We start from the raw sequence: 18,548 nt of genomic DNA, 5'->3' as shown, positions 1-18,548 counted from the left end.
CAAACATTAATTAACGACCTAAACGATCCAGCGTCAGCACATAGCCGTCGTTTCCGTAGTTCAGGCATCTTTTGACACGAGAAATGGTTGCTGTTGATGCGCCCGTCTCGGCTTCGATCTGGTTATACGTACAGCCCTTGCGCAGCATGCGAGCAACCTCAAGGCGTTGGGAAAGCGATTGAATCTCGTTCACGGTGCATAAGTCATCAAAAAAGACATAGCACTCTTCAATATCTTTGAGCGTCAGCACGGCTTCAAAAAGCTGGTCTATTGCTTTATCATTTAATTTTTTTAATTGCATAGGTTGTCAACTCCCGGTAGAAAAGCATTTAAGCTTATAAGATCTGTTTAAGCTCCTGTGTATCATTCGACACGTCACGTATAAATCCTTCCTTTAGGATAGCGAAACGTTAAAATTTCTATGCGTTAATGAGGTGAATTGTGACATTTAACTAGACCCGTGACATTCGTCCATACCAACGGTAGGCAAGTGACATATCCTGTAGGAGACAAATCTGATAAAAAGGATCGTGAATCCTAGTGAGCAACCAAAGACAAATCATTGGTAATGGCGGTAATCGTCCTGAGGTTTATACAAGAAGCTTAACTCTACCTACCCAACTCGGGGATGGCGGCTTCGGGCAATATCCGGGCTTAGGCGGTGGTGGCGGCAATCCGTTTGCACAAGGCGGAGGAGGATTTCCTACTCCTTTCGAAGGAGGCGGTAATCTCTTCGGTAGCCCTAGCGGTGGTAATGCTGGCGGCGGATTTTTTGGAGGCGGCAGCGCGAACCCCAGCGGTGCTGGCGGAGGTGGCGGAGGGAATTTCCTCAGCAACCTCTTAGGTGGTGGCGGTGGTGGAGCTGCAGGCGGTGCCTCGTCTAACCCGCTTAGCGGCTTGAATTTGAAGCAAATCTCCGGCTTCGTTGAACGTATGGGTGGTATTGACGGCATCCTCGGCACAATGGGCAAGGTTCAGAAGTTCATGAGCACCTTTCAACAAATGGCACCTATGGTGAAAACCATTTTGAGTTCGATTGGCAAAGGAAAAGTGAATTCATCGGATGACTTGGAAGAAATATTAAAACCAAAACGCAAACGCCGGAAGAAATCAAGCTCAGGCCCTAGAAGAAAAGGAGCTTCCAAAACCTCCTTAACCAAACGCAAACGCCGATAAGATTATCCTACACAGATCACTCTCAGGTCAACCTCTAGTCATACGCAGGTCAAAATAATTCCAAAAAAGCGCACGAGAAAGCCGCCTCGTCTTGGTTCTAAACCCAAGAAGGGCGGCTTCTCTGCGCCTATCTATTGCTATTCCATTTTCACCGCTGTGCCTTCCGGTACAATCTGAACCCAGGTGTTGCCTGGCAGCAGCGGCACTTCCTTGCCACCCTCCTCATAGGCGCGAAGCATGCCACCTTTGCGTTCCCAAGTGATTTGCTGAGATTTGCCCTCTTGCAGGATGAGACCTTTACCAGGTCCAAAAACATCCACCGTCCGGCGCCCCTCTTTGTCCACAATCTTATGCTTGCTCTCGAGTACGAGCAGATTTTTGGTTTGCAGCTGTTTGCCGGTCTCCTTGTCGAGATGCGGCTTGCCCTCCATACTGCGCTTGTACACACCTTCAGCGGCATTGTATTCATAGGAAGCGAAATACCCTTGGATATAAGGAATTTGAATATAGTTCACGGCTGCGCCGGTAAGCTTATTTTGACCATCCTTGGTAAAAGCGAGCAGCGGTCCGTTCCATTCGGAGCGGAATTTGCGCGCCTCGGCGCCCTGCTTCATTTTATCCACAGAGGTATAAAGATTGTGCGGTGCCTTACGATCCGTCGCGCGCCAGTAGTAGGCGCCATCGCCGTACACCTCATCGAGATGGGCCAGCTTACGGCCTGCCATCATATCCATCGCTTCCTGACTCCAGCCGGCATGGACGATAACCGCATCGAGTGCGTCGCCGATCTCCACGAAATAAGGGCGTATGCTGCGCACGGGACCAATAGCCTTCGCTGCTTGGCTCTGGAACACGGAGACGAATCTCGTAATCTCGCCTTCTGCGAGAATCTCATAGACGATGTCCGCCTGATCTAGGCCGGTTTGGGGCCTGGATTGCGGGGCATTTTCGACCATGACCATGAAGGGCCGGCTCTTCACTTCTTTATCGGTAGGCAAACCCGTTAGCGGGAATTTGAACGGCAGCTCCGTCTCCACAGCTGTGGCAGCAGGTTTGGTAGCTGGCGATGCGGCGGCGGACGTGGCTTCAGCGGTATTCGGGCTGGTCGATGGTAAGGAGGCAGGCGTATCGCTGCAACCGACAATGGCTATGACAGAGCATCCAAGGACGAGCCAGGAGCTAAGGTTTTTTTTACGGAATAAAGGCAATGATTTCAACAGGGCTGCACCTCTTCTCTTAATCGTTCTAGTAAATATATATGCTAGTGATGCGATAGGTAGAAGACTTTTTGTGCTAGAGGGTCAAAAGGTAGTTGGACCCGCGACTGTGATTAGGTATAGTAGGGAGAGAGATGCGTGATGAGTATGTTTAAAACAAGTTCATGCATTTTGTGCATCAAATTCTGCTCAAATAGGCGTTTCAGTAGATTTGCTTGCAAAAACTACAGCTAATTTGTCCAAAACAAGTTAAATTGACTAAAATGGGCCATTTTTGCTGCACTTTTTTGCAGCTTCTACCGTTATAGACGGCTGACCACCGGAATTGTATGCACTTTTTGCATCAACTACTCAACTATTCCCTACTCGCCATTAAGGAGGCAATTTCATGACCAAGCTCACCGATGACCAAGCCATCGTATTGTTCGACGGGGTCTGCAACCTGTGCAGCGGTGCTGTTCAGTTCATCCTACGGAACGATAAGAAGGGAATTTTCCGCTTTGCTTCCTTACAATCGGATAGCGGTCAAAAGCTGCTCGAGCAGCACAACCTGCCTACGGATATCATCAGCACGATCGTCCTGATCGAGGGCGGCCGCTTCTATACCCGTTCGACCGCTGCACTGCGCATTGCCCGGCGGCTGCGTGGTGCTTGGCCTCTGGCGTATGCGGCCATCATCATTCCCGCTCCGTTGAGGAATCTGGTCTATGCCTTCGTAGCGCGCAACCGCTATCGCTGGTTCGGCAAAGCCGAGCACTGCATGCTGCCGAAGCCTGAGTACAAGGCACGATTCCTAGAGTAGTGATCAGCATGATTTTCGCGCAGTTTTCGTTCGATCTCCTTACGGTTCGCTCTTAGTGTTCCACTGTTCCCCACTCATATCTGCTCGGCTCTTGCTTAGTTTTCCGCTGCCGCTCAGATCCCTTTCCGCTATACCCACTCAGATCTGCTCGGTTCTCGTTTTCCGCTACCGCTCAGTTCTGCACGTTCTTATACGCTTCTCGCACAGCTTTGTTCCAGCACGATTTGCGTAGCCCAATTTTGTCCCTAAGACTTCCTCATCCCGCCAAACATCCAACAGCACAGGCTCAGCGTGCCCATCTGAAAGCTATGATGCAACAGCTTCGCCCTGCGAGTAGTGTCAGCCGCACCTAGTGCAAGCAGCAAAGGCACAAAATGCTCCGGCGTCGGAACCGCCTCACGCGCGTTAGGCGCTCTTTCATCGTATCGAACTAGCGCGTCTAAATTCCACGTCTCCAGCTGCTCCGCCAACCACTCATCGAATTCCACCGCCCACACCTGCGGTACAGGATTATTCCGATCCAGCCTGCGCAAGTTGTGAACCGTCCCTCCGCTGCCGAGGATAAGAACATCCTCTTCTCGCAATGGGCCTAATGCCGCACCGATGCGATAATGCTCTTCCGCCGTCAAACGTGGATTCACCGAGAGCGCCACCACCGGTATCTGCGCATCTGGATACATAATGTGGAGCGGCGCCCACGCCCCGTGGTCCAAGCCTCGTTCATCATCGAGCTCACAACGAATGCCCTCTTCCTGAAACAATCGCTGTATATGTAAGCTTAGCGTCAAATCCCCTTTAGCTGGGTACTTAATATCATAAAGCTTTTCCGAAAAGCCTGAGAAATCATAGATCGTTTCCAGATGAATCGCCGTGCTAATCTTCTGCACGGGACTTACCCAATGTGCGCTGAACAGCACGATGGCTTTGGGCGCAGGAATGCTCTTGGCCAGCTTCTGCAAAAACTCGGTGTAAGCATGCTGCTCGATCGCCAAACTCGGTGCTCCATGGGCAATGAAAAAAGATGGCAGCATAGCAGATCCCCCTTCTTCCTAAATGGTAACTTTTTACCAATATACTATACATTATACGCCTTTGGGCACAAATAAAACCTGGCCGATGGCCAGGTTCTTGTCTAAAGCCTATGTTGGAGCATGGGGACGAACTTCTCTTTGCTATCACTCGCTCTTTTAGATAATCTTCTCGGCTGTAAAGATGAAATATATGGTTACAGATACGATTCCACATCCCCTCGCATCTGTAACGATGAAAAACATCTTTACAGCTTGTGCACTGGCTATAAAATGATAAGGGTGGCCGGCTTCAATATTAACACTTGTGCCTCATCGGCTGTTCAAAAACTGCTCAATCCCGTCTGCGATACCTTGGGCCAGCTTCTTCTGATATTCCGCTTCGGACATCAGCTCATCTTCTTCCGGATTGGTCATGAAGCCAAGCTCGACCAGCACGACTGGCACTTTGGACCAATTGAAGCCTGATAAGTCGCTGCGTGCTGATAGTCCTCTTCCAGCCATTTCGGTCGCGGCCTTCAGATGCTCTAGAATAAAGCCAGCTGCTTCATGGCTTTCTGCTGCGATGGGCTTTACCGCTGCTAAGGAAGCCGACGGATACAACACCGAAAACCCTTTGGTCTTCGGTGAACTATCGCCATCCGCATGAATGCGTACAGCCAGCGCTGCTCCTGCTTCGTTCGCCATTTCAGCGCGCTGCTTGTTGCTGATATCGACCTCATGCGATTCGCGGGTCATCGCAACCTCTATGCCGCGACGGACCAGCTCGTCCTTGATCAGCAGAGATACCTCCAGATTGAGCACATATTCCGGTTTTTTCGTACGTACACCGACCGTACCAGAGCTGACCTTTGGCTTGGTTTCCCGCGTATCTGGACCTACAGACTCAAGAGCATTATTCCCATAACGCTGATGTCCGGGGTCCAGCATGACGAGTCTTCCTTGTTGAGGCTTGGCTGCCGTTTTGGAAGCCTCGATCTCTGCTGTAGGCTTTGTTGTAGCCACTGGCGTAAGCTCTGATGTAGCCTCTGCTGCAGGCAACGGCAATGCTTTCTCAGCGGCAGGACTTTCCGCTAGCGGCTGCATGGTCGCGCTACTCGTGACCGCAGACGTTTCCTTCTTTACTGTTGGCGATTCCTGAGGTATAGCCAGTCTATCCAATACCTGCGACGTACAACCAGCCGCGATGAGTACAAAGACCATCCATACGGCAACACTCATGAAAGCCATCCACGGCTTCCGATTTTTTGCTACTTTCAATGCTCTCCGCCTTTCATGGTGCTGCTTCACAGGGTTTTTTCGCCTTTCAGGAGCTGCTTTCACAAGGTTCTCCGCCTTCATTTTACTGGTTCTTTGCCCTGCGCGAATCACCCGATGCATGAAACAAACATCTCCTGCCAAAACTATCCTTTATATAAATAAAATAGAAGGAGGTACTCACATGAATACCCTCTGGAGCTACATTTCTAACCACTGGTTACCGATTGCTTTGATCGTAGGTGTCCTTCTTGCCTTATGGTACGTTTATAAAAATAAGGACAAGTATATCAGGGGCAACGATGACAAATAACTTCGAACTGTCAAAACTTATTATACCTTAAATACTTTGACGACCTCTTGCAGCTCGTCAGCCATTTTCGACAATGATTGAGATGCTGCGCTAACTTCCTCCATGGAAGCAAGCTGCTGCTCAGCAGCTGCGGCTATGCTGTGAGTGCTCTCTAGCGATTTACTGGAAATGGCACAAATTTGCTCGACAACCTCAACCATATGTTTCGAGTCGGATTGAACGAAGACAGCCGATTGAGACACTTCTTTCACATGTCCAAAGTCAACTGGTTAGGTGCAAACTCAACCGTCCTGGCAACCACTTCTCCCACTTTACGATGCACAACAAGCTTTCCATTAATGCTGCTGGTCACACTTTCTAGCTGCTGCTGCATTTTGAGCCCAATCTCGTTATTAATCAATCCTTTACTATTCACGTATGCGAGCGCAACGATGCCAAACAGAGTAGCAACAATTAGAGGAACAAGCAGCAGCATAAATTTACTTTGAATACTTTTTAGCTTCAATATCTTCAACGCCCCCACTTATCTCTATGATTACAGATTATGAATAGAAATTTCGCATCATATCGACAAAAACCTCTTAATATCGACATTATTCATGTGAATTTTTAGTTCACTAGTAATCGACCTCGTTAGAAGTGGTTTATCACAAGATAAACTTAGTCTGTGACTATTACGAATCAAAATAAGCTTACTCAGATGAAGCTATTACGACCTGCTTCTGGTACAACTCGCATTCGCTCTTACCAGCTGTCTTGCACAACCCGGGCCTTCTACGAATAGCGGTTTAGCTAGAAATGAATAAGCAAGCTTACCTTGCTTATTCGTTCTAATATCGGAGCATCTCGTCAGATAAGACCACAGCGCATGCTTATTAGCTGTAAACGAGACTTCCATGGTGTATTAGCCAACAATAAGCAAGCCTAGCTTGCTAATGCAATCATAGCCGGGGTCATTAAGACAAATAAGCAACTTCAGTTGCCTTATCCGCACAATGAACTGCATAGATTACTCCAAAACCCAAAACATATAAATTCTTAATCTATTGAAAAAACAAAAAACACAGCCTTTTACCATGCAAAAGGTTGTGTTTCTGCTTTCAATCTATTTCAAGGTTTTCATCGCGTCGCGGATGCCGATATCCTTTTACTAGTCAAAATAAATCGGGTTCGTTAGCGCAGCCATAAGCGTCATGTTGACCTCATCGAAATGCCGCCATACTTCGGCGCGTACAAACGTTGTTCCCTGTGCGTCAAAATGGATGGCGAGCACCCCGTCTGAGGACACTAGTACTTCCTTTTCCAATCTAATGTTGCTAAACAGTTTGATCTTATCTCCGGCCATCAAATCCTCGGCGTACAAACACACTTCTCTGCTCCGCTCTCCTGCTGGAACAATATCTCCAACCCTATAAGAACCGCAGTTTAGCTCCACAAAAGGCCCGTTTGGCGCATAAGTAATCAGTACGTGACCAAGCCCAATGGCGCTTAAAATGCCATCCACGGTTTTCTCAGAAGCGTACACCCAGGTACATGGCATCGCATGCTTCACATACGGATCTGGACGATGGGTATCGCTGCCGCCAACAGCAACAAGCCTTCTGCCGGAGACGAGTTGACTATGCCACCAATTCAGCGCTCTAACATTCCGCTCCGTAAAGGGGCCATTCCATACTTCTACCCAGTCGTGATCTACACCCAAATCCCATTCCCACGGGCAATACTCGCAGTGCGGATGATTGATCACGATTTTGGCTCCATTAGCACGGGCTTCGGCAATCTTGGCGTTGACGTCTTCCTGACTCTTCACCCGAAAATCTCGGATCGGATCGATAACACCCAAGAAATTACTGTGTCCGAAATTCGTTGTAAATTCCATCCCCGGTATCATGACAACGCTCGTATGGCGCGGATAGGTCATGTTTTGGCTGACCGTATTGTGATCCGTCATGGCGATAAAATCACAGCCGAGTTCCTCTCATCCTTGCCGCATTTTCTTCCAGTGTAAAAGTACCGTCGCTGTGCACGCTATGTGTATGCAGATCGCCTTTTAGCCAGCGAGGTGTCTTATAAAGAAATTCGATCGTAACGGTAACGGAACAACCTTCGCTCGGTACCTTGTAGGCGTTATGCAGAACCGCCCAGTTTCCCGGCGTTAAATCACCCGATAAATAGCCTGGAGTTGATTGTTCCTTTCCAAGTCGAAATGCTTTGCGAGCTCCTCCGCTCCAGCCTCTCACTCTGCCGGTATCCCTCAGGCCCAAGTCGATCACGGCCTTCTGTTCACCGTGTGATTCGATCACGTAAGTGACCACAATTTCCTCAACATGCTCGGGCATTTCAAAAGGGACTTCGATATAAGTGCTTTGCTCCGAATTAGCAATTCTTTTCGTCATTGTCGTAACTGAACGTATTCTTTCCACATGTTTCATCTGTCGCTCTCCTTGATCTGCTCGGTTTTAAGTTAAGCGCAAAGAAGCAATAATCGGATAATGATCCGACGGGTAGCCCCCTTCAATCTGCCCTCTATCGACGATCGTTTCCAGTAGTTCCACCTCGGGAGATACGAAAATATAATCAATTGGCGCCTCGTCTGCTCCACCTTTGAAGTCGTGCGCAGTTCGGCCTACATGTCCTTCAATAGCGGTATAAGCGTCTTTCAGCCAGCCGTTCGGTCCTTCGTCCCCAGCTTCCCCCCTCAAAAAACGGATAGGCGGGTAGCTCGGATGGCTGTTCATGTCCCCCATTAAAATAGCGGGTAAAGAAAGCTCGGACTTATGCGACCGAATATAATCCCAAATCACTTTAACGCCATTTTCTCTAGCTTCTTGACTATGATGATCCAAATGGGTGTTGTACACGATAAATGCTTTCTGAGTGTATTTGTCCAGGAATCGAACCCACGTACACATTCTAGGGAACATGCTGTCCCAGCTTTTGGATGCCGTTACTTCCGGCGTTTCCGAAAGCCAGAAGTGGCCTTCCTCTAGCACCTCAAGTTGATCCTTCTTATAAAAAATAGCGCAATGCTCATTTTCATGTTCGCCAAATCGGCCCTTGCCGATCCAATTGTACGCTTCCAGCTCCCCATGAAGCTCGGTCAGCATGTCATAGTAGCCTTCCTGTGTGCCGACCAGAATGGGGTCGTGCTCTTGGATTGTATGGGAAACGCGCCTCACACGATGAGGCCATGCGTTGTCTCCATCCTTTGGCTCATTGTATCGCAGATTGAAAGTCATGACCTTCCACTCCATCGTATATGCACCTCTTCTTTGTTTATTCTTTTACAGAACCGAGCATGATGCCATGTATAAAATACTTTTGCAGAAACGGATAAACGATAAGAATCGGCACCATCGAAACTACGATTTTGGCAGCGTTAAGTGTCTTATCCGATACTTTCATCAGTAACTCAAGCTTCGTCGAATCAAGCTCCAACAACGCGTTCTGGTTGACGACGAGCTGCTGAATATACGTTTGCAGCGGATAATTTTCCGCACTGCGCATAAAGATCATACCGTCAAAGAACGAATTCCAGTGACCAACAATACTGAATAATGTGACAGTAGCCATCGCTGGCAGCGAAAGCGGCAGATAGACTTTGACCATCATATACCAAGGTCCTGCACCGTCCATGTAACCCGCGTCGCTCAGCTCCTTCGGCAAGTTTCGGAAGAAGTTCATTAACAAAATAACGTTAAAAACCGGCACCGCACCCGGCAGCACAAGAGCCCACATGGTGTTAAACATCCCTAATGCCTTGACGGTCAAATATAACGGAATAATCCCGCCGCTGAACAGCATCGTAAACAGCATGAACCACATATACACGTTCCGGTACGGGAATTCCTTGCTGCTTCTCGACAACGGGTACGCCATCATAACGGTCAATACGAAATTGATTCCCCCGCCCAGCAAAACCCGTTTGACGGAAACTAAAAATGCATTGAGAAAATGCGGTTCTTCCATAATTTTACGATATGATTCCAATGAGAAACCAACAGGCCAAAATTTAACGAATCCCCCAGCCGCTGCCGCGTTGTCGCTAAACGAGACGGAGAACACGTGCACAACAGGCGCAAGCGACATGGCTGAGATGACTAGCATCACCAAGATTAGAGCTGCTTCGGCTATACGAGCCGAAATCGTTTTATTGCGTACCACTGGCATTCACCTGCTTCATTAGAAAATTCTGTAATTCGCATACGTATAGGCGACTCTGTACGAAATAAAGATGAGAAGGAATCCGATTGCTGACTTCAACAAACCGACGGCCGTAGCTAAGCCATATTGAGCCTGTACAAGTCCTACCCGGTACACATACGTATCGATAATATCACCCGACTCGTAGACAAGAGGATTATACAAATTGAAAATTTGATCAAAACCTGCATTCAATATATTGCCTATGCTCAAAGTAGCCAACAAAACAACAGTAGTAACCAAGCTCGGCAGCGTAATATAAACCAATTGCTTCAATCTAGTAGCTCCGTCCATTTCGGCCGCTTCATAGAGGGAAGGATTAATGCCAGCTAATGCAGCTAAATAAATAATGGCAGCAAATCCGAATTCTTTCCAAATGTCTGTACTAACGACAATCCCGGGAAACAAGCTGTTTTTGGCCATAAACATAATCGGCTCGAAACCTAACGCTTTCAACGTATTGTTGATAATGCCGTCCAACGACAGCATATCTATCACAACACCCGCCAAGATAACCCATGAAATAAAATGAGGCAGGTACACAACTGTCTGCACCCATCTTTTGAATATGCTGAATCTAACCTCATTGAGCAAAATGGCAAAGGTAAGCGGAATGATGAGATGCGCGATAATTTTGCACACGGCAATAAATACCGTATTAAAGAAAATAACTTTGCTATCTCTCAGTTGAAACATGTACGTGAAATTTTCGAAGCCGATCCAGGGGGAGTTCCATATTCCTAAACCAATCTTGAAATCTTGGAACGCAATTGCGACTCCGAACATCGGCACGAGATGGAAAATAATGAGAAGCACGATACCCGGCAGAAGCATCAAATGGTAGTGCTTGTAAAACGATTTTATGTTCATGAACGATACACCTCTGTTCAACTTATCCGTTTTTGATTGTAGAAAGAGCGCACCACCATTCGGTCAGGTGATGCGCTCTTTACATGTACACGTTACTTTTTGGACTTACTGATTTCATCCGTTACTTCTTTCGTGATTTCGTCGCCGCCTTGCGCTTTCCAATCTGTAACGAACTTATCAAACGTATCAAGCGGCTTCTCGCCCATTACGATGCCGAAGAAAGTTTCAGTTTCTAACTTTTGTAGATTAGCCCATTTTCTTTCCATCGTCTTCGTATTCGCTGTAAATTCGCTGTACACCTTATTCATGTTTTGCTTCAGCAAATCTGCTGGAACGGTGTACCCGAAATATCCTGACCAATCTTTCAGATCTGCTTTCGGATTAGCTTTGTCGCGAGTTGCCTTTGCAAACATTTCTTTCATTTCCGGATTCAGCTCTTCAGGCTTGATCTGTCCGCTCATTGCCTTCTTCAATGTGTCTGATTTTCTTTCCACAGCATCCGCATAATCGTAAGTGGAGTTTCCGATCGGCCAATACTCTGCGCTTACCGTGAAGTCTAACTTCAAAGCGTCAGGATCTACTTTACGCTGAGCATTGATAAACGTGTTCGCATAAATCATAGCCGCTTCAGGATTCTTCATCCCTTTCTTCACAACAATAAACTGGTTACTTACCGGCACCATCATCGTGTTCACAGTCCCTTTGGCATCAGGGATCAAATAAGGCACGAAATCAACCTTCGGATTGAGCTTCATAGCATCAGCAGCCAACCCGCCGGACCACCATGGACCGAAGAACATACCCGCTTTGCCGGATACGATGTTCTCGTTCGGGTCTTTGCGCAAAGCAAATTCCTTATCAATTGCACCTGCCGCATACATGTCACGCAGCTTGCTGAGTGCTTGCTTCGTTTCAGGAAGGATCGAAGCGTAAACGACCTTGCCGGAGCTATCCTTGATCCAGTTGGAAGGATAAGCGCCGAATGCTTGGAAAATACCTTTAAAGTCCCCTCGCTGCGCTTTACCGCTTACCGTTAATGCTTTCTCGTAACCGGCGATGCCAATGGTATCCGCTTTGCCACTACCGTCTGGATCTTTCTCTACGAAAGCTTTGGCGATCGCAGCGACATCGTCCATCGACTTTGGCGGCTGAAGTCCCAATTTATCCATCCAGTCCTTGCGTACCCACGCCATACTTGAAGCATCCGCTTGTACGCTAATATTGGGAATACCCATCAATTTACCTTTATAGGTTGCTTTCTCAATCGCTTTGTTGTTCGTTGATGCATACAATTCCTTGGCTAATGGAGACGCGTATTTGTCATACACTTTGCTTAAGTCCTCAATTTGTCCGGCTTCGGCGAGGGCAAGGAAGATTTGCTCGTTTACAAGCATGACATCAGGTAGATCGTTGCTCGCGATGGCCAGTTTCATCTTTTGCTCATAGTCCTGTGAAGCTGCATACCATAAAATTTTAAAGTTGATATTTGTTTTTTCTGAGATATATTTCATATACTGATTGCTTTCTACGGTATCGCCAGCAGGTAACTTTGCACCTGGGCTCAAGCTTTTGAAGGTGGTAACTTCTATCGGATTCGGCATCTTAAACGGGTCCACCTTAACGTTCGGATCTGCAGCTTGCCCGCCGCCGTCCTTGCTGGCCCCTCCGTTATTGCTCGAACATGCCGTCAGCAGAACAACCAATACCATCATAGAAATTAGAGCTTTTTTCTTTTTCATATTGCCCCTCCTCATTAATTACCCTTCACTTACATCTTAAAGAAAATGAGAGGCATTCGGGTCAGTTAATGTCTTACGTTTAGGAGCAAATCGTCTCCTAAATCGGCATTCTGGGAACGATCAGGAGACAAAAGTGCACTTCTTTGGAGACGATTTGTGTTACTGTCTTTGGGTGAAAGCCCAATTTTAACTCTTGCTCTTGCGGAACTCACCGGGCAGCATCCCCGTCAACTCACGGAATACTTTGCCAAAATATTTTTCATTCGGATACCCAGCTTGTGCGGCGATCCAACTAATCGTTTTCCCTGTTTGACTAAGCAGATCTTTCGCGTGATTCACTCGCACTTCCCGGATATAATCGTTAAACGTTTTCCCGGCAATATCCCGAAAACAGCGGCTGAAATAACTGCGACTCATGTTGACCCTTTTCGCGATGTCCGGCAAAAGAAGCTCATTTTGAAACTCATGGCGAATAATATCTACTGCCTTCCAAATACTTGCCTTCACTTCGGGCGAATACGGCCCATCTTCCTCTTCGGCAAACGCAGGAACGCCATGGATCTCCACTTTCGTTTCCCTTGTTCGTACATTTTGCTCCTGCATTTTACCTACAATTCTTCTTAATATTTCGTCCATCTGCTCATGTTCAAGCTCGACCTTGGTCATATAATCCAGCGCCCCTAGGCGAAGCGCTTCCTGTATCAATTCAAAATCCTGATGAAACGTCAATACGACCATGCTAATATCCCGATAACGTTCTTTCACACACCTCATTAAATCTATACCTGACATGACAGGCATCGCTAAATCGGTAATGAGCAAGTCCACCTGATTATTCTCCAGAAACTCTAACGCTTTTTTGCCGTTACCCGCTTCACCTACGACCTCTAGATTATGCTCACGCCAAGGCATCATCGCGATGAAGCCTTTACGCACCAAGTGATCATCGTCCACAACCATAACTTTTATCATCCGAGTATACCTCCTATTGGAAGACGAAGTATGATCGTCGTCCCTGAGCCGATTGTGCTTTTTATATGAAAACTCGCAGCTGCTCCGAATTGAAACTTCACCATACGGTTTACATATTGCAGCCCGATTCCCATGCCTACCTTCTTTTTCTCTAACGTGTTCTCGCTCATTAATTGATCAATTTCTTCTTCTGTCATCCCGTCTCCATTGTCTCTAACTTCAATAATGACATGCGATTCACCGTCTTCGATGACACTAACTTCAATTACACCTTTATCCTCCAAGCCGTGATACAACGCATTTTCAACAAGCGGCTGTAGAATGAACCTTGGAACCGGCAGCTCAAGCGCCTCGGAATCGGCATGGATTTTCACATCAAATTGAAAGTTATAACGGATGCCCTGCAGCTCCACATAATTTTTGAGAGCCTCAATCTCATCTTTAATTCTGGCCGGTCCGCCTTTACCGAGATTATAGTAGAGCACTTTGTTCAACGTGGAAACCAAGCGGTCAATATCCTTCTGCCCATTGGCACGAGCCAGCCAGCGAATGGTATCGAGTGTATTATGAATGAAATGCGGATTGATTTGCGTCATTAATTTCTCAACTTCGAGAAATGCTTTGCCTTGTTCCTTCTGCTCCACCTCGCCGATTAATTCAAAGATGCGGCTTCTCATTTCTGCAAACTCTTTATAAATAACGGCAAACTCCAAGATCTGAGATTGTCTTCTCGGGAAAACCTCGTTGTTACTTTTTACATTACGAATATCCGTACTCAGCAGCTTGAGCGGACGGTATACCGTTCGCCAAATCAACCAGGCAATGAAGAAGCTTGCTATAAGGGTTAAGATAGCAAAGAAGGCGAACTGCTTGATCCACCTATTTACTTCGAGGTTGTATACCGATTTGGGGACGGCGGCCAGTACCTTCCAAGATTGATTGCTCGTCTCCTCAAACATCATATATTTGCCCGAAATGTCTTTATTCGATTGGTTATTGGCATGCAGCATGCCTACAGGAAAATCCGTTGAATTCTCGCTATAAACAATTTGTCCATGATTATCGACAATAAGATGTACCAAGTTGCCACCGAATTGATCGTTGTCTTTGAGTATGCTTTCTGCCAATTTAAAATTAGTTTCAATATAGACATACGCATCGTCACGATCCGGCAGCTCGACTTTGCGCAGGATGGACAGCACTTCATTGCCGTCGATCGGGTTTAAAGAAAGATGCGGTCCCATATAAGTAAGTTTATCGAACTTGATAAGTACTGGCAGCTGCTTAAGGTCATAATCTTCACGAACGTTAAAATTTTCAAATAATAGCTGCTTGTCTTTCTCAAAGTAATAAAACATTAATCCAAGCGTCGGGTTCGTAAAATGAATCAAGCCTAACTCGCTTCTGATCTCGTCGTTTAATCTTTTCTTTTCATATAAATCAGCTGATAAATAGTTCTCTAGGCTTTTGCCAACCCTCCCGTCAAAGGCGAGCTGTTGAGACGTGTGATTTAACTGACCGAGGGTATCTTCAAGCAACAGCCTTACCTGATGCAAATTGCTTTGGACCCCGCCCTCTGCTTTATTTTGTAAAATCGCATACATCGAGAAATAGGAAATACTCCCAATGAGAATTAAGGGTGCGAGTGAGCTGATAAACAGGATGAGAATGAGACGATATTTCAAGGAATGCGGCTTCGGTTGTAAACCCATCATTTTAAGTATTGTCATGATTCAGCCTCGCTTTGCTACTTGCCTAATACTGCCTAGTATACAAAACAAGTAAAACGCTTACAACGGTCAATTAATTTGAGAAAAATGAAAAAGCACAACCCTTTGATGAACAAAAGGCTGTGCTTTATACAATTAAGAGCAATCTTACTATTTCAAAGCTTTCATTGCAATATCCGTACGGTAATGCTTCCCGTCAAAATGGATCCGGTCCGCATCCGCATAAGCTTTCTGACGAGCTTCAATGATATCTTTGCCAAGGCCTGTGATTCCTAGAACGCGTCCGCCATTGGTGACAATTTGTCCGTCTTCGATGGCTGTCCCCGCGTGGAACACTAGCGAATCTTGCACTTGATCCAGTCCTGTAATCGGCAGCCCTTTTGGGTAAGGACCTGGGTAGCCTGGTGAAGCTACAATGACACAAACTGCCGCTTCCTCACTCCACTCGATCGACTGCTCAGCCAACGTTCCGTTGTTGATAGCTAAGAAAATATCAAGAAGGTCAGTCTTGAGGCGAGGCAAAATAACCTGCGTCTCTGGATCACCGAAACGTGCGTTAAACTCAATGGTTTTCACGCCATTCGGGGTCAAAATCAAACCGGCATAAAGGACGCCTTTGAAAGGACGGCCCTCTTTTACCATCGCATCAGCTGTAGGTTGAACGATGTTCACAAGTGCTTCCTGTACGATTGACTCAGGGATATGCGGCAGCGGGGAGTACGTCCCCATTCCGCCCGTGTTTGGCCCCTTGTCGTTATCAAAAACAGGTTTATGATCCTGTGATGGCACCATGAGGCGAACCGTGGACCCATCAACAAAGGCTAACAGTGACATTTCTTGTCCGGTTAGGAACTCTTCAATGACTACGCTAGCTCCGGATTTGCCAAACACTTGATCCACCATAATATCGCGAAGCGCGGCTTCCGCTTCCTCCATCGTTTGCGCAACGGTAACACCTTTTCCAGCAGCTAAGCCGTCCGCTTTAATAACAATTGGCGCCGACTGACTGCGCAAGTATGCAAGCGCTGGCTCATAAGCGTCGAAAGACTCGTAAGCTGCCGTAGGGATACTGTATTTCTTCAATAGCTCCTTCATAAACACCTTGCTGCCCTCAATAATCGCCGCATTCGCGCGAGGTCCGAAAGCCTCGATACCTTTGGACTCCAAGTGATCAACCAATCCAGCTGCAAGCGGATCATCAGGTGCTACCATCACGAGGTCAATCGCCTGCTCCTTCGCAAATGTACTGATCTCCTCGAATTGCAGTTCTGTAATCGGCACACATTCCGCTAAGCCAGCAATCCCGCCGTTCCCTGGTGCACAGAACAATTTGCTGATCTTCGGGCTTTTGCTGAGTGCCCATACAATCGCATGCTCGCGCCCGCCTCGTCCAATAACTAATACACGCATCGCTATGGAAACCCCTCTCATGGGGAATGCCCACGGTCTGGAAATCGAACGTGAGCATTCTCAATTGTTTTAGTGTTTAAAGTGACGAACGCCTGTCATGACCATGGCAATGCCATTTTCGTTCGCTACGCGGATAGATTCTTCGTCTTTAATGGAACCGCCTGGCTGAATCACCGCTGTGATTCCCGCTTTTGCTGCCATTTCAAGTGTGTCGCCCATTGGGAAGAACGCATCGGAGGAAAGGACAGATCCTTTCGCCTTGTCGCCCGCTTGCTCAATGGCGATTTTGGCTGCGCCAACACGGTTCATTTGACCCGCGCCAACGCCAACCGTCATATCGTCTGCAACGAGTACGATTGCGTTAGATTTAACGTGCTTAACTACTTTCCATGCGAAAAGTAATTGCTTCATCTCTTCAGCCGTCGGTTGACGCTCAGAAACGACTTTCAGATCAGCCTCAGTCAGCTGGTAAGCATCGCTAGCTTGTACGAGCATGCCACCTTCAACCGTTGTAATCACTGGCTCCGATTTGCGACCAGCTACTGTATCTAAGCCGCTTACTTTGAGTAGGCGAATGTTTTTCTTTTTAGAAAGGATATCAAGCGCTTCCGGTGTAAAATCAGGCGCAATGACGATTTCCAGGAAAATCTCATGCAGCAGTTGAGCTGTCGCTTCATCCACCGCGCGGTTCGCGGCTACGATGCCACCGAAGATGGAAGTCGGGTCTGCATTGTACGCTTTCGTGTAAGCTTCAAGCACATTTGTACCGATACCTACGCCGCAAGGATTCATGTGCTTAACAGCTACAACCGCAGGCTCGCTGAACTCTTTGACGATTTGTAGAGCTGTATTCGCATCATTAATATTGTTGTAGGATAATTCTTTACCATGTAGCTGCTCAGCCGTTGTAATGTTACCGGCAACCGCATTCGGCTTACGATAGAAAGCCGCGCTTTGGTGCGGGTTCTCTCCATAACGAAGCTCCTGCATTTTCTCATAAGTCACTGTATAGCGCTCTGGGTAAGGCTCGCCTTGCAGACCAGTCAAGTAGTCACCAATCAAAGCATCGTAAGCCCCTGTGTGACGGAACACTTTAGCAGCTAGTCGTTTGCGCGTTACCAGCGTTGTGTCGCCAGTCTCTTGCACTTCTTCCAGCACCTTCGCATAGTCGGTTGTATCCACGATAACGGAGACAAACGCATGATTCTTAGCTGCGGAACGAAGCATCGTCGGCCCACCGATATCGATGTTCTCAATCGCATCCTCGTAAGTCACATCAGGCTTCGCAATCGTTTCAGCAAAAGGATACAAATTCACGACAACCAGATCAATATACTCCAAACCGAGCTTCTTCATGCTCTCTTGGTGCTCCACGTTGTCACGAACGGCCAGTAGTCCGCCGTGAACATTCGGGTGCAGCGTTTTGACGCGGCCATCCATGATCTCCGGAAACCCTGTAACCTCGGAAATGCCGATAACCGGCACCCCTTTATCCTTCAACAAACTAAGCGTACCGCCCGTAGAAATGATCTCAACGCCCAGCTTCGACAGCTCGCTCGCGAATTCAACAATTCCCGTCTTATCGAAAACGCTGATCAGTGCTCTTTTGATTGCCACTATGCTTCCTCCCAGAAAATAATATTTGTAACTTCTCCCGCTCATCCCAACTTAGCGATGAAGAACAGCCTTAACTTCGATCAAGCTCACTCATATAGGGTAAAACCGTCGCGGTAACGATGTAAAACATCCTTACAGTAGCTAGTTCTCTCGCTCAAGCCACCCTAGTGATGAAAAACATCCTTACATACTCTCCGGTCGCGATCCACGCCAC

19 protein-coding genes are annotated in these 18,548 nt (G+C 47.3%); 3 read left to right on the top strand and 16 right to left on the bottom strand.

Annotation, left to right across the window (positions count from 1 at the left end; genetic code table 11):
- Positions 1-10 precede the first annotated feature (10 nt).
- On the bottom strand, positions 11-301 hold the full coding sequence (locus QFZ78_RS26485) for a YerC/YecD family TrpR-related protein (protein ID WP_029198698.1): 291 nt from the start codon (positions 299-301) through the stop codon (positions 11-13).
- 239 nt (positions 302-540) lie between these two features.
- Between QFZ78_RS26485 and QFZ78_RS26480 the strand changes: the two genes are divergently transcribed.
- Positions 541-1,176: an aminotransferase gene (locus QFZ78_RS26480; protein WP_307552021.1), complete on the top strand. Its 636-nt coding sequence runs from the start codon at positions 541-543 to the stop codon at positions 1,174-1,176.
- A gap of 137 nt (positions 1,177-1,313) precedes the next feature.
- Here QFZ78_RS26480 and QFZ78_RS26475 read toward each other — a convergent pair whose 3' ends face one another.
- Positions 1,314-2,393 (bottom strand): DUF3048 domain-containing protein, encoded by a 1,080-nt coding sequence (locus QFZ78_RS26475; RefSeq protein ID WP_307552019.1) that lies wholly within the window; start codon positions 2,391-2,393, stop codon positions 1,314-1,316.
- A gap of 388 nt (positions 2,394-2,781) precedes the next feature.
- Here QFZ78_RS26475 and QFZ78_RS26470 point away from each other — a divergent pair, with 388 nt between their 5' ends.
- Positions 2,782-3,195 (top strand): thiol-disulfide oxidoreductase DCC family protein, encoded by a 414-nt coding sequence (locus QFZ78_RS26470; RefSeq protein WP_307552018.1) that lies wholly within the window; start codon positions 2,782-2,784, stop codon positions 3,193-3,195.
- Positions 3,196-3,440: 245 nt separating this feature from the next.
- On the opposite strand, the gene QFZ78_RS26465 is transcribed toward QFZ78_RS26470, so the two are convergent.
- Positions 3,441-4,226, bottom strand: a complete 786-nt coding sequence (locus tag QFZ78_RS26465; protein WP_307552016.1) for a DODA-type extradiol aromatic ring-opening family dioxygenase — start codon at positions 4,224-4,226, stop codon at positions 3,441-3,443.
- Between the two features lie 309 nt (positions 4,227-4,535).
- Positions 4,536-5,603, bottom strand: a complete 1,068-nt coding sequence (locus QFZ78_RS26460; protein WP_307552014.1) for an N-acetylmuramoyl-L-alanine amidase family protein — start codon at positions 5,601-5,603, stop codon at positions 4,536-4,538.
- A 61-nt stretch (positions 5,604-5,664) separates the two neighbouring features.
- Here QFZ78_RS26460 and QFZ78_RS26455 point away from each other — a divergent pair, with 61 nt between their 5' ends.
- On the top strand, positions 5,665-5,793 hold the full coding sequence (locus tag QFZ78_RS26455) for a hypothetical protein (protein ID WP_307552012.1): 129 nt from the start codon (positions 5,665-5,667) through the stop codon (positions 5,791-5,793).
- A 20-nt stretch (positions 5,794-5,813) separates the two neighbouring features.
- Here QFZ78_RS26455 and QFZ78_RS26450 read toward each other — a convergent pair whose 3' ends face one another.
- The 12 genes from QFZ78_RS26450 to purH all read right to left on the bottom strand — a co-directional run bounded on the left by QFZ78_RS26450 (position 5,814) and on the right by purH (position 18,334).
- Entirely contained in the window at positions 5,814-6,044 is a 231-nt protein-coding gene (locus tag QFZ78_RS26450) for a hypothetical protein (RefSeq protein WP_307552009.1), read from the bottom strand.
- On the bottom strand, positions 6,041-6,298 hold the full coding sequence (locus QFZ78_RS26445; protein ID WP_307552007.1) for a hypothetical protein: 258 nt from the start codon (positions 6,296-6,298) through the stop codon (positions 6,041-6,043). The genes QFZ78_RS26450 and QFZ78_RS26445 overlap by 4 nt, the downstream gene beginning before the upstream one ends.
- Positions 6,299-6,943: 645 nt before the next feature.
- On the bottom strand, positions 6,944-7,744 hold the full coding sequence (locus QFZ78_RS26440; protein WP_307552006.1) for a CehA/McbA family metallohydrolase: 801 nt from the start codon (positions 7,742-7,744) through the stop codon (positions 6,944-6,946).
- A 10-nt stretch (positions 7,745-7,754) separates the two neighbouring features.
- Entirely contained in the window at positions 7,755-8,225 is a 471-nt protein-coding gene (locus QFZ78_RS26435) for a hypothetical protein (protein ID WP_307552004.1), read from the bottom strand.
- Positions 8,226-8,252: 27 nt separating this feature from the next.
- On the bottom strand, positions 8,253-9,032 hold the full coding sequence (locus QFZ78_RS26430; RefSeq protein WP_307552002.1) for an endonuclease/exonuclease/phosphatase family protein: 780 nt from the start codon (positions 9,030-9,032) through the stop codon (positions 8,253-8,255).
- Positions 9,033-9,069: 37 nt separating this feature from the next.
- Positions 9,070-9,957: a carbohydrate ABC transporter permease gene (locus tag QFZ78_RS26425; RefSeq protein WP_307552000.1), complete on the bottom strand. Its 888-nt coding sequence runs from the start codon at positions 9,955-9,957 to the stop codon at positions 9,070-9,072.
- A gap of 18 nt (positions 9,958-9,975) precedes the next feature.
- On the bottom strand, positions 9,976-10,866 hold the full coding sequence (locus tag QFZ78_RS26420; RefSeq protein ID WP_307551998.1) for an ABC transporter permease: 891 nt from the start codon (positions 10,864-10,866) through the stop codon (positions 9,976-9,978).
- A gap of 92 nt (positions 10,867-10,958) precedes the next feature.
- Positions 10,959-12,605, bottom strand: coding sequence for an extracellular solute-binding protein (locus QFZ78_RS26415; protein ID WP_307551996.1), 1,647 nt, complete (start codon positions 12,603-12,605; stop codon positions 10,959-10,961).
- 186 nt (positions 12,606-12,791) lie between these two features.
- Positions 12,792-13,577: a response regulator transcription factor gene (locus tag QFZ78_RS26410; RefSeq protein WP_307551995.1), complete on the bottom strand. Its 786-nt coding sequence runs from the start codon at positions 13,575-13,577 to the stop codon at positions 12,792-12,794.
- Complete coding sequence (locus QFZ78_RS26405) at positions 13,574-15,307, bottom strand: sensor histidine kinase (protein ID WP_307551994.1); 1,734 nt, start codon at positions 15,305-15,307, stop codon at positions 13,574-13,576. The genes QFZ78_RS26410 and QFZ78_RS26405 overlap by 4 nt, the downstream gene beginning before the upstream one ends.
- 150 nt (positions 15,308-15,457) lie before the next feature.
- Entirely contained in the window at positions 15,458-16,717 is a 1,260-nt protein-coding gene (purD, locus tag QFZ78_RS26400; RefSeq protein ID WP_307551992.1) for a phosphoribosylamine--glycine ligase, read from the bottom strand.
- Between the two features lie 69 nt (positions 16,718-16,786).
- A complete protein-coding gene (gene purH / locus QFZ78_RS26395; protein WP_307551991.1) occupies positions 16,787-18,334 on the bottom strand; it encodes a bifunctional phosphoribosylaminoimidazolecarboxamide formyltransferase/IMP cyclohydrolase in 1,548 nt (515 codons plus the stop codon).
- Positions 18,335-18,548 lie beyond the last annotated feature (214 nt).

Source organism: Paenibacillus sp. V4I5, assembly GCF_030817255.1.
Classification (GTDB): Bacteria; Bacillota; Bacilli; order Paenibacillales; family NBRC-103111; genus Paenibacillus_E.
Note: the sequence above shows the minus strand (reverse complement) of the source record. Positions and strands in the feature narration are given on the sequence as shown.